Consider the following 12,044-nt stretch of genomic DNA (forward strand, 5'->3'; position numbering starts at 1 on the left):
CAATCCGAAAAATGGGGTCCTGGTTTTGGCATTAATCCTGAGACGGGCGAATTTAATTCCTATGATGATGCCGCGGGTATTGGCGGAAAGTTTGAAGACGCAATCATTAACCCTGAAGGCGATTTGGGTGGTCTAGAAAAAAAACCGCCCCGTGAATCATTTATAGCCAGGGCCACTTTAATGGCAGATGCGGAACAAAAGCAGGACGGGGAAGACGGCCTTACTGGAATGGCCCCAAGTTTATACCAAAAATCTGAAAACCCTGATGTTGAAGATGGAAAGGTCTTGTCAGGACAAACACGAAACGACTATGCGGAATTTATCAACGGGAGCCCTGCTCCCAAAAAAACAAGGGGTAAAAACCCTTAAAACGAGGAGGCCCTTATGAGTGGCGGTGGTGATGCAGTAAATCAATATTCGGTCCAGCAAGCGCATGAAATGGCTTATGGACAGATTCAGGCGGCCCATGAACAGGGCAAATGGACTTTCTTTGGCATGCGCGAACAAAGCCGTGCGGTCATTGAACAGATGAAAATGGAGGTCCAGATCCGCCGTGAAGAATTAACCGCCCAAAAAGATGTTCAAATCGAAGCCTTACGTGTGCGTGAAAAGGAAGCCAATCTTGAATTTTTGGCCCGTATGCGTGAAGCCGAAGTGCAAGCCATCCGTAATGAAGGATACGCCGAAGCCGCCGTTGTTTCCGCCAAGGCCCAATTTCTTAAAGGGGAAGCCGCCGTGGAAAATGCTGAAACCAAGAGACTCAGAACCGAATTGCGCTATGGTGGTTATAATTACGACGGCAATAATTCAGACAATCCCCTGGATGGATCGGGCTTCAGGGAAGAAATTTCGTGATGACCAAAAAAAGACTCGTCTGAAAAAAGAACTTAGTTTATTGTTAAGTTTGTGAGTGCCACCCAACAAGACCCCATGGAGTATATCTGGGAACGAATTCCCAAAACGAAGGATGGATTGATCCATTATCTTCCAGGGGACATTCCTTACCTTTACGAAAACGGATTTGTCGATACCGGCCGCGTAACCCCCCAACAATGGATCCAGGCCTTTGAAAGCTATAAACAGGCTGATGGCAGTTACCTTCTCTCAAAAGAAAAATTTTTGTCCCTGCGTGTCTTCCGGTATGAAGGCCCTCTTTTTGAACCCTTTGATCCCTACAAGGTTCGCGAGGGCGAATGGACCGATGCACAGCTTAAGATACTCTATGATCAAAGCATCAGACCTTCAACCGTCGTTCCTGAGGATGTGTTTTGGAATTCGGTAGCCGCCCTTAAAAAACAAGGGCTCGTTAAAAACGGAAACCTGTGGGCCGATGCCACTACAAAAAAGCAATTAGCTTACCTAGTCGAACGCTTTCCTTCTCCCCGCAGACGTTTGGAAAAAGAAGTAAACCGGCTTCGCAAAGAGCGCGAATCAGAATACAGACAAGTCACTCAAAAAAGGGATTCAAGCAAGTTTGTCGAGGGGAAATTTGCCAGTGAAAAAGAAGCTGAAAAATTCAAAAGCCTTCAAAGTAAAACAGCAAAGAAACAAACAAATTCAAAAAAGACAACAACAGAAGCTTCCACTGTTGACATCAAGAAGCTCCGTAAGCCCACCCGAAAAATTACTGTTTAAAAATTTATCCCCTACGCTCGTTGGCGCAGGATGCGAGCCTTGCCGGGTCAAAACCCCGTCCGGCCTTAGGCGGACGGAATCTTGGGTTTAAGGCGCTTGCCTTGGGATTCATACCATTGATTCTTCGGAAGAAGGGGAAATCCCATGATTGACGCGTTCGCGCAATTCTTTTCCCACTTTAAAAAAGGGAACTTTGCGGGTTCCCACATAAACCGAAACTCCGGTTTTCGGATTACGCCCCTGACGTGGATCGCGGGTACGAACTTCAAAACTCCCAAAACCACGAATCTCAATACGGCCACCATCGGATAGCGCATGGGTCATACGGTCAAAAACCGTATCCACAATTACTTCGATTTCTTTTCGGGAAAGATTTTTTAATTTTCCTTCCAAATTGCCGATCAAATCACTTTTATTCATAAAAACCTCCTCAAAAAATGTGAAAACAGGCTAACCTTTAATCATGTAAAGAGACAAGGGAAAAAAACCTTGTTCTGTCACCCAACCAAACCATTTAAAAACTTTGCCAAGCTGTAAAAAAGATCTGAAAGGCCCCCACGGAAATCGTTCTTCCCGTGGCCAAATAACTCCGGCGTCTTCGGAAAGATGGGCCATTTTTTTTGCTTCATCGATCGCATCATAAAGAGTGCCCAGTTGGTCAACAAGCCCCACCTCTAAAGCTTGCTGGCCCGTATAAATTTTTCCTTCGGCCAAACCCTTCATGGTTTCAAGGGGAATCTTTCTTTGTTCGGACACAGCCTCTACAAATTGGTGGTACATATTGTCAAGCATGGCCTGCAAATAAGCTTTTTCTTTCGGTTCAACACCTCTTAAAGGGGAACCTATATCTTTATATTCCCCACTTTTAATCACCCTGCTTTCAAGTTTCAGGGTTTTTAGAACCTCCCCCACTCCCATGGTTTCCATAATGACCCCAATACTCCCCGTCACTGTCCCTGGGGAAGCCACAATTTTATGGGCGGCAGAGGCAATGTAATAGCCACCCGAAGCAGCCAAAGTCCCCATCGAAACCACAACAATTTTGTCTTTTTTAAATTTTTTAACTTCTTCAAAAATCTCTTGGGATGGGGCCACAGCGCCCCCGGGGGAATCGATACGCAAAACCAGGGCTTTCACTGCATCATTTTCTTGATAAAAACGAAGTTCTTTTAAAACAGGGATGGAATCAAAAATAGGACCTTCAATTTTAATAACAGCAACTTCACCAAATCCAAACAAGGACGAAGCTCCGTTACGCCCAGTTAAAGAAACAAGGAATAAAAAAAGCCCCCCAAAGAGGATGGTAATAAGCCCAACAACTAGAATGGATAACAAAAAAGGATGGCCCTTCATGAGATTGATTGATTGATTGCTTAATCTTCTTGCTTGGTTCCAAAAGCGTCTTTCAATGTTACAGCAGCAGTACCCTGTTTTTCCAGGAAGTCTTTCATGTCTTTCTTTTCCTGTTTTTTCTCGTAGGCTTTAATGCTTAAAGAAACCTGATTACTGCGGTCATCAAATTTTTTGACCTGGGCTGTGACTGGATCACCCACTTTAAAGACTTCTTTTGCATTCACCTTACCTTGTGAGGAAAGCTCGATATTGCTGATAAAGCCTTGCATATTTTCTTCCAAGGTTACCACCATACCTTTATCCTGAATTTCAGCAATGGTTCCGGTGACATTTTTGCCCACAGAATATTTTTGTCGCAAGCCTTCCATGGGGTTGTCTTGCAATTGCTTCATACCCAAGGCAAAACGTTCATTGTCTTTGTCAACCGACAAGACAACGGCATCGACTTCCTGACCTTTTTTAACCAACTCGGAAGGATGTTTTATGTTTTTGTCCCAGCTTAAATCTGAAATATGAACCAAGCCGTCGATTTCTTCGCCTTCAATCCCCACAAACACACCGAAATCGGTGATATTGCGCACAACACCTTTTATTTTGGTGCCTGAAGGATATTTCACTTCCAACCCGATCCATGGATTGACTTCCAATTGTTTAATCCCAAGGGAAATACGACGGTTTTGCTTGTCAACATCCAGGATAACGGCTTCAACCTGGTCTCCAATTTTTACAATTTTGGAGGGGTGTTTGACCTTTTTGCTCCAGGTAAGCTCGGAAACATGCACCAAGCCTTCGATGCCATCGGCAATTTCCACAAACACACCATAATCGGTCAGGTTAACCACCTTCCCTTTTATTCTTTCGCCCGGGGTAAATTTGCTATCAACTTCATTCCATGGGTCATCTTTGAGTTGTTTATAGCCAAGGGAAACTTTGGAGTTTTCTTGATCATATTTTAGGACAACCACTTCGATTTCCTGGCCAATCTTGAAAATTTCGGAAGGATGCCCGGCACGGCCCCAAGTCATATCCGTAATATGGAGCAAACCATCCACGCCCCCTAAATCGACAAAGGCGCCATAGTCGGTAAGGTTTTTGACCACACCCTTGATGACCTGACCTTCTTGAAGATTGGAAAGCAATTCCTGTTTTTGGGATTCCCGTTCTTTTTCCAAAACAATACGGCGTGAAAGAACGATATTTCCTTTGGCCTTGTTCAGTTTTAAAATTTTAAACGAATATTTTTGATTGATCAGCTTATCAAGACTTTTGATCGGCTTAAGATCAATTTGTGAGGCAGGGAGAAAAGCCTTGATTCCACCCAAATTAACCGACATACCGCCCTTGATTTTGTTGATAACAACACCATCAATGACTTCATCTTTTTCAAAGACCTTTTCTACACGGTCCCAGGATTTCACGGCATCGGCACGTTCTTTTGAAAGAACGATCATGCCTTCCTGGTCTTCAATTTGTTCTACAACCACTTCGACAGGATCACCCGGCTTTACTTCAACAACCCCCTCAAAATTTTTGAATTCTTCAGAAGGCACCAATCCTTCGGATTTAAACCCCACATCCACCGTGACAAAATCACGAAGGATGGAGACAACCTTGCCTGAAAGAAGGTCGCCCTCTTTAATGGATAACGTTTTACACCTTTGTTCAAAAAGTGTTTTAAAATCTTCTGCTTTAGCTGTTTGCATTCTAATTAATTCTCCTTTTCTTCCCCTTTTTAAGGGGTTGCTAGCTCTAAAAGGTAACACTTGATTTGTCAAATGGATTCATGGGCTCATAAAAATTCCTTAAGGACTCAATGGGCTACTCAAAAAGAACGTTTTTCTAAGAAATTTTCATTATTATTGTAAAAAATTAGGCATTCCCCATCCGCAATTTATCAATAGCCTGCTCCATATCTTTGGGAATGGGGGCCGTGATTTTTATTTTTTTGTTGGTAACGGGATGAAAAAATTCAATGCGATGGGCATGAAGGGCCTGTCGGGAAATGATTTTGGACTTTGGATTCTGGATTTTAGATGGGGCATCCGAATTTTGAAGGCCCCCATATAATTTATCCCCGATGATGGGATGTCCTATACTTGCCATATGGACGCGGATTTGATGCGTGCGGCCGGTTCCAAGTAAAATCCGTAAAAGGGTGGCGTTCTCGTAACGCTCTTCCACCATGTATTCGGTATGACTTTCCTTGCCTTCCTGGCTGTCATCATCAACAACGCGTACTTTTTTGCCGCTTTCTAAATGTGTTTTTTCAAGCTTGGCACGAATAACTCCCTGTTCCCTTTCAACCCTTCCCCACACCAGGGCCAGATAATATTTTTTGATGGCCCTGTTTCGGAATTGTTCGGCCAGGATATTGGCCCGCTTCTTTTTGGTGAAAATGAGAACCCCGGAAGTTTCCTTGTCCAAACGGTGCATTTGCCCCACATAGGGATAAAAATTCTTCCCGTGCGTTCGTTTGATATAAGCGTTCACATTGGCCACAAAGGAATCGTAATCAATAAAGGGGGGTTTATTTGTCACCAGAAGATCTTCATCTTCGTGCAACACCTGAACATAATGATAACGGGACTGGTCTTGCAAAACGGCATCGGCCCTTTTGTCCGCTACAAAAAGAACCCGATCGCCTGATTTTAAGTTCCACCTGGAAATAAAAACGTTCTTCCCGTTAACAAGAACACATTTCTTGTCGATGGCATTTTTGATCTGTTTGTGGGAAAAAGTGGCCAGTTTGTCATGCAAAAAAGCCTGCAACGTTTTTCCGTGCTCTGATTTTTTGACCCGGAATGTATTTTCCATAAATAAACCTTTTTAAAGGAGAAAGTTTTGTAAGGGCAATTCATGAATTGCCCTTACATGGACATGGTGAGCTCCGTCGAACCATGAATTGGGCCTTTGTCAACAGACTACTAAAAAATCACAATTATAATTCTTCTTTAGACAAGATGACCGTAAACTCGCCTTTAATAGGAATGTTTTTCAATTCCTCCAAAACCTTCTCATATTTTCCAAAACAAAACGTCTCATAGGTTTTGGTCATTTCCTTGCAGACAAAAAAATTAAAATCCGAAAAATAAGCCCCCCACTCTTCCGCTTGTTTTAAAATTTTATGGGGCGAAACATAAAAACTATGCGACCCCGGTAATTGTTGCACCCATTCGTAAACCTTCTTTCTCTTGGACGGCTTGGGAGATAAAAAACCCCAAAAATGAAAAGGTTCGGTGGGAAGCCCCGCCACCGATAACGCCGTCATCACGGCAGATACCCCGGGAATGGGCACAACCGGAATTTCCAGCCTTCGGGCTTGGGCCACCAAGCGGGCTCCGGGGTCGGAAACACCCGGGGTTCCTGCATCGGTCACCAGGGCCATACTTTTCCCGGATGTGAGTTCTGACAAAATATTTTCCGTCACCCTCCCCTTACTATGTTCAAAATAACTCACCACCCTTTTTCTCAACCCAAAGTAGGACAAAAGGGGCAAGGTGCGGCGCGTATCCTCACAAATAACAGCATCAACGGATTCTAATGTTTTGAGGGCCCGAGAGGTGATGTCCTCAAGATTCCCAATGGGGGTGGCGACAATGTATAAGGTTCCACTCACAAATCAGCAACAACTCCTTCATCAAAGAAATTTTTGATGTGGGCCGGTGCATACCCCAATTCTTTAAGGAGTGTCGACACCTTTTTGGGGGCCGCCACCTTTTTAGAAGAAGGGGTGCCCAAGGGAGTAACAGGAATGGAAATTTCTTTTCCCTGCCATTTTTGCCTCTGAAAAAAACCGCGTTTTTTGTATTGCTCACTTTTAAGAACTTCAGAAGAACCCAAAGCAGGCGAAATGCACACATCATGCCCTTCCAGTAATTTCATCCATTCATCCCTTGTCTTCTCCTGGATAATTCGGGCCAACTCCTGATGAATGGCCGGGTCGATATCCTGATACATTTGGGAGCCATCCTTCCATTGGGGTTTGCCAATAAGATCACAAAATTCATTCCAGAATTTGGATTCAAGCGCTCCCACGCAAAGAATATGCTCATCTTTAGTGAAATAAAATTGATAGCGGGCCAGTAGCCCCGTAATGAGTGTTTGATAAATGCCCGTCTGGCTTAAAATCAGACTGGCCATATTCAAAAAAATACTTCCATCGGCCATCGAAATATCCAAATGCTGTCCTTTTTTCGATTTTTGCCGCGCAAGCAAGGCACCCAAAATGGCAATGGCCGCCATCAAACTGCCACTGGCCAGATCAGCCCATTGAACCAACGGGACCTTGGTTCCACAAGCAAGGCCGGCTTCCGCCATAAAATTCATGTCGTGCCCCGCCCTCATGGCCAGCGGCCCTTTTTGGCCATAACCTGTAATGGAGGCCAAAATAAGTTTTTTGTTGAGTCGTTTTAGTTTGGAAAAACCAAAACCCATTTTATCTAAAACCTGCGGACGAAATGATTCAAGCAAAACATCCGCCTTTGAAACCAGTTTCAAAAAAATTTTTTGACCTTCGGAAGATTTCAGGTCGATTCCGATTCTTTCCTTCCCCCTATGGAAGGATTCAAAAAGAAGGCTTGTCCTTCCTTCAACGGGCGCCACTTTTCTTAAAGTGTCAGGGGAATGTATGTTTTCAACACGGATAACCCGTGCCCCAAGATCGGAAAGAATAAGGGAGCAGAAGGGTCCCGGAAGCAATTTTGAAAAATCGAGAATGGTGAAACCTTGAAGTGGTTTGAATTTCATAGAGAGTAAACCCCAAAATAAAAAACCCGCCAGGTTGACTAGCGGGTTTTTTTAAAACTTGCTCGAAGATGAACTATTTCTTTTTCTTCTTCGCAGTTTTCTTTTTAGCCTTTTTCTTGGCTTTCTTTTTTGCTGCCATTTTTTCCTCCTTTTAAGTGGTGTGGGTGAAAAATCAAAATCAACTTATAAGGAATTATAAAGTTCTTTAAAAGCAAGTGTCAATATCTTATTTCATTTTTTTTCACTTTTTCTAAAAAAAGTGCGTCTATCTTTGTCAAGATTTTTTTTGAAAATGAAATTGCGAAAAAAATTATTGCAAAGGTGAAGCCCGACCTGTTTTCCATAAAAAATTTTCATCAAAGAAAAAAGATTCATCGCGCAAATCATCCGCATTGGCATCAGGAACATCAAGCCCATCAACGATATGCCCTTCTTCATCAACCAACTCAAGGCTCACCGTGTTCTTCATGTCTCCGGGAGGATTTCCGACAATCAAAAACTCATCGGGCTGAAAAAAATCAACACTTCCTCCCAAAGAAAAAACAAGATTGGCTCCTGTTTCGCCAAAAATTATTTCTTCGTCAGTTCCATCGTTCATTTTTAAAGACCATAAACTGATATCAAGGGCTTGATCACGGCCATTTTTAATTTCGATCCATTCATCAGTGGTTCCAATGGTTCCCTGCCCCACCAAAGCATCAAAACCAATCCCATTACCCCCTGAGGAATCATTCCAGTCCTGCTGGGGGTCGGTAATCACTTCGGTAAAATGCACTTCATTGACTCCTGCCTTGGAACCTGCAGGAGAAAGTACAGGAGGAGAATTTTGAATATCGTTACCTTGTTTGACCGTGGTTCCATTTTCACCAACATGGGTCAAACGGCTTACAAACTGCGGGGCCATTTCGTCTTTTTGCTGAAGCGGCCAGTGTTCTTCTGATAAAACCCTGGGTGTCACCACAATGGAATAGGTTTCTCCAAAACCAAGAGAATCCAAAAAAACAAACCGGCATGTCTGGGCATCTTCATTGCATTGATAAGTCCCTTGAATTGATTTTTTGCCCTTAATTTCGTCCAACATTTGGGAATAAGAAATTTCGCTTAGATCCTTTTGCCAGGAAATCATCATGAAACTCTGCTCATTAAATGTTTGAACATCGATAGCTTCAGAAAAGGTAACCTGAACTTCTTTTAATTCAGAAATAATGGCTCCATCTGGCGGATTAACAGCAACAACCTGCAAATGGGAATTTGGAGAACCTGGTTTTGAAGCAAGAGAAGCCGAACAGGCACTTAAAAACAAGCAAGCTATCATGGCCTTCTTCATCATTATAGACCTCCCCCCATCCATCGTTTTTCGTAAACACCATCAGTTAAATAATTGAGTTTTCCTGTAAGGATTTCTATTTTTTGGCCGGCTTGGGCCCTTGGTTCTTTGGTGTTATTTTTTAAATATTGAAGCACAAGCTCTTTTCTTTCGGCATAGAGCTTGGAAACATGGTCAACCACCTGCAACCGAAGTTTGGTCAGTTCGCGACTTTGGGACGACGCACTTAACAAGGAATCATGAAAAACAAGATGACTAAGATCCCAAGTGGCCCTGACCCTGAAGACATGTCCATTATAAACACTTTCATCGAAATTGCTGTCTTCAGGGCCGACCACCACACCACTGGTACTGACAGAAATATTATCTGAAAAAGTAACATCATTTTGTTTACGCACCGACCGATCATAGCCTGCTGAAAAAGTGGGAAGCCACGGGGCCTGTTTCATTTTTTTATGCCATGAATCTACCTGGGTCATGGCAAGCTTTTCATTTTTAATGACCTGATTGAGCACTTCGGTAAGAGTGGGCTCGTGACGAAAATCCTTGAACAAAAAACGAGCCCCACCCGCACTGACTCGAGCTGAAAATAAAAAGATGCAAAAAAAGATCCATGCCCATTTCATACACGCACTACAAAGCAAACCCTATGCCAAACTTATTTTGAATTACTGATTCAAAAATAAAATGAACAACCCCCTCTATTCCCAAACAATTTCCAGACAAAACAAAGAATATGAATTTTGATGAAACCCAAAATAAAACAACACCAACATCCAAAAAATAGACTCCACCGTCCGAAAAATAGACGGTTGCAAAAAAATCTTCCCCTCTTACTCCTTACTCCTTACTCCTTACTCCTTACTCCTTACTCCTTACTCCTTACTCCTTACTCCTTACTCCTTACTCCCATCTCCTTGGCATTCTTCTTGCTTCAAAAATCTTCCATGTATTTTAAGACCATCCTCCTTTTTTATTTTTTATTCTTCACTGGATGCGGCGAAAGCCTTTCAACATTCCATGAAAATCAAAATCATCAACCGGCACAAACAGAACAAACAGAAACTTCCCTTAAAAATCCTCTTATTTTGGTCGCTATAGATGTTGATCAAGGAGACGCCACTCTCATCATCACTCCCGACGACCAAACCATTCTCATCGACACAGGAAAATATGGCATGGGAAAAACAAATATTCTTGATGTTTTTCAAAAACTTGGGGTACATCATCTTAATTATTTGTTTATCACGCATTACGATGCAGACCACATGGGAGCCACTTCAGAGATTGTGGCTGGACCCGATGGTGTTTTGGGAACACAAGACGACTTCACCCCCGATCATGTCCTTGACCGTGGCCCCTTCAATGCCCCCGATGAACCTGCGTATCATTACTATGAAGAAGCCGTTGGCTCCCTTCGCACAACGGTTCAACCGGGCGATAATTTTGTTTTTGGAAACTTAAAGCTCACCTGTGTCATCGCCAATGGGGCCACTCTTGAAACCAACTCTCCTCTTTTGGATAAAAATGATGAAAATGGACGAAGTTTGGGGCTTGTTTTGGAATTTGGTTCTTTTCGTTATTTTACGGGAGGAGATTTACCCGGTGGGGGAGCCAGTGGAAACACCCTGACTCGTGACATGGAGAGCCTTGTAGCCCCTTTCATCGGAGAAGTGGACATGCTGCATGTAAACCATCATGGCAGTTCCACAAGCAGCAATTTGTTTTTTTTGGAAACCTTAAACCCCAACGTCAGTCTTGTTTCTGTGGGTGAAAACAATGTTTATGGGCATCCCACCGCCGCAACCTTGGACCATTTGCACAGCATTCAAACAAAGATCTTTTTAACCCACAAAGGCTCGGGTGGTTTCTTGCCCGAAGCCCACATTGCTGATGGTTCTATTTTTGTGTTGGTGGGTGAAAATGGAAGTTATGAGGTCAATGGATTCAAGTTTGATTCAAAAAACGATTAATACCCTCATCAGTTCGAGCCAACATCCTGCCACGAACCCACTTCTCGATTTCCACAGCCAAAAAAATCAAACTTGCCAGGGCAAAGCACAGCACAAGCTCCCCTGCTGTCAGAGCAACAGTGTAAAAAACAGTTTGGAGTGGACTTAAGTAGACCAGACAAAACTGGGCCAGAATGGTGATCACAACAGAAATAAAAAGACGATAATTGGAGAAAAAACCGATTCTAAAAAAAGACCTGGTTTCCGACCTAATGGCCATGACATGAGCCATTTGGGCGAACACAAGCGTTGTAAAGGCCATGGTTCTCACCCGGCTAACTTCCTGGCCTTGTCCAATAAAGAACGCTATCAAACTCACTGTAATGATCCCCATAAAAACACCAACCCATAGAACATGTTGCCAAAGACCTTTTCCCAAAATGTTTTCGTTGGTTTTACGCGGAGGTCTTTCCATGACATTGCCTTCAGCCGGTTCAAAACCCAGAGCAACTGCCGGAAGGCCGTCAGTGACAAGATTAATCCACAGAATCTGAACAGGAAGAAGCGGAAGGGGGAGAACAAAAACAATGGCAAAAAACATGGTGGCAATTTCACCCAGATTGGTGGTGAGCATGTAGCGAACGAATTTACGGATGTTATCGTAAATGATCCGTCCTTCTTTAACCGCGCAAACAATGGTCGAAAAATTTTCCTCCATTAAAATCAGGGAAGAAGCTTCTTTGGCTACATCCGTTCCACGCCCCATGGCAATCCCCACATCCGCCTTTTTAAGCGCCGGGGCATCGTTAACCCCATCGCCCGTCATCGCCACGCACTGGCCATTTTCTTTTAATAACCGAACAATCCTGAATTTGTCTTCCGGCGACACACGCGCAAAAACAGAGGCATGCATCATCCTATGGTGAATTTGGTCGCTTCCTTCTAAAACCAAATCCCTGCCCGTGATGATTTCATCCCCCTCCTGATAAATACCCAATTCCCGTCCAATGGCCTTGGCTGTAACGGGATGA

Annotated in this window: 11 protein-coding genes and 2 pseudogenes (2 of these 13 running past the window's edge); 4 read left to right on the forward strand and 9 right to left on the reverse strand. The window is 43.4% G+C overall.

The genetic code is table 11. The annotated features are described in order from the left end of the window. The 3 genes and pseudogenes from A2048_05505 to A2048_05515 all read left to right on the forward strand — a co-directional run. Nucleotides 1-369, forward strand: a pseudogene (locus A2048_05505) (hypothetical protein) (it extends 27 nt beyond the left edge of the window). 15 nt (nt 370-384) lie between these two features. After that, nucleotides 385-855 (forward strand): hypothetical protein, encoded by a 471-nt coding sequence (locus A2048_05510; protein ID OGP10914.1) that lies wholly within the window; start codon nt 385-387, stop codon nt 853-855. A gap of 51 nt (nt 856-906) precedes the next feature. Next, nucleotides 907-1,635 carry a hypothetical protein gene (locus A2048_05515; GenBank protein ID OGP10915.1) on the forward strand — a complete coding sequence of 243 codons (729 nt, stop codon included), beginning with the start codon at nt 907-909 and terminating at the stop codon, nt 1,633-1,635. Nucleotides 1,636-1,743: 108 nt separating this feature from the next. On the opposite strand, the gene A2048_05520 is transcribed toward A2048_05515, so the two are convergent. The 8 genes from A2048_05520 to A2048_05555 all read right to left on the reverse strand — a co-directional run bounded on the left by A2048_05520 (nt 1,744) and on the right by A2048_05555 (nt 9,687). Then, entirely contained in the window at nt 1,744-2,055 is a 312-nt protein-coding gene (locus tag A2048_05520; protein OGP10916.1) for an integration host factor subunit beta, read from the reverse strand. 30 nt (nt 2,056-2,085) lie between these two features. Beyond that, nucleotides 2,086-2,988 (reverse strand): hypothetical protein, encoded by a 903-nt coding sequence (locus A2048_05525; GenBank protein OGP10917.1) that lies wholly within the window; start codon nt 2,986-2,988, stop codon nt 2,086-2,088. 20 nt (nt 2,989-3,008) lie between these two features. Further along, nucleotides 3,009-4,691, reverse strand: a complete 1,683-nt coding sequence (locus tag A2048_05530) for a 30S ribosomal protein S1 (protein OGP10918.1) — start codon at nt 4,689-4,691, stop codon at nt 3,009-3,011. Nucleotides 4,692-4,857: 166 nt separating this feature from the next. After that, nucleotides 4,858-5,802: a hypothetical protein gene (locus A2048_05535; GenBank protein ID OGP10919.1), complete on the reverse strand. Its 945-nt coding sequence runs from the start codon at nt 5,800-5,802 to the stop codon at nt 4,858-4,860. A gap of 124 nt (nt 5,803-5,926) precedes the next feature. Further along, nucleotides 5,927-6,604 (reverse strand): 16S rRNA (cytidine(1402)-2'-O)-methyltransferase, encoded by a 678-nt coding sequence (locus A2048_05540; GenBank protein ID OGP10920.1) that lies wholly within the window; start codon nt 6,602-6,604, stop codon nt 5,927-5,929. After that, complete coding sequence (locus A2048_05545; protein OGP10921.1) at nt 6,601-7,734, reverse strand: hypothetical protein; 1,134 nt, start codon at nt 7,732-7,734, stop codon at nt 6,601-6,603. Before A2048_05545 ends, A2048_05540 begins: the two co-directional genes overlap by 4 nt. Nucleotides 7,735-8,044: 310 nt before the next feature. Continuing rightward, on the reverse strand, nt 8,045-9,064 hold the full coding sequence (locus tag A2048_05550; GenBank protein ID OGP10922.1) for a hypothetical protein: 1,020 nt from the start codon (nt 9,062-9,064) through the stop codon (nt 8,045-8,047). Continuing rightward, nucleotides 9,064-9,687, reverse strand: a complete 624-nt coding sequence (locus A2048_05555) for a hypothetical protein (protein ID OGP10923.1) — start codon at nt 9,685-9,687, stop codon at nt 9,064-9,066. Before A2048_05555 ends, A2048_05550 begins: the two co-directional genes overlap by 1 nt. A 321-nt stretch (nt 9,688-10,008) precedes the next feature. Between A2048_05555 and A2048_05560 the strand changes: the two genes are divergently transcribed. Continuing rightward, nucleotides 10,009-11,034: a hypothetical protein gene (locus A2048_05560; GenBank protein ID OGP10924.1), complete on the forward strand. Its 1,026-nt coding sequence runs from the start codon at nt 10,009-10,011 to the stop codon at nt 11,032-11,034. On the opposite strand, the pseudogene A2048_05565 reads toward A2048_05560, so the two are convergent. Then, a pseudogene (locus tag A2048_05565) lies at nt 11,009-12,044 on the reverse strand (hypothetical protein); it runs 1,622 nt beyond the window's last position. The gene A2048_05560 and the pseudogene A2048_05565 overlap by 26 nt on opposite strands.

The sequence above is a fragment of the Deltaproteobacteria bacterium GWA2_45_12 genome (assembly GCA_001797365.1).
GTDB lineage: Bacteria > UBA10199 > UBA10199 > UBA10199 > UBA10199 > UBA10199.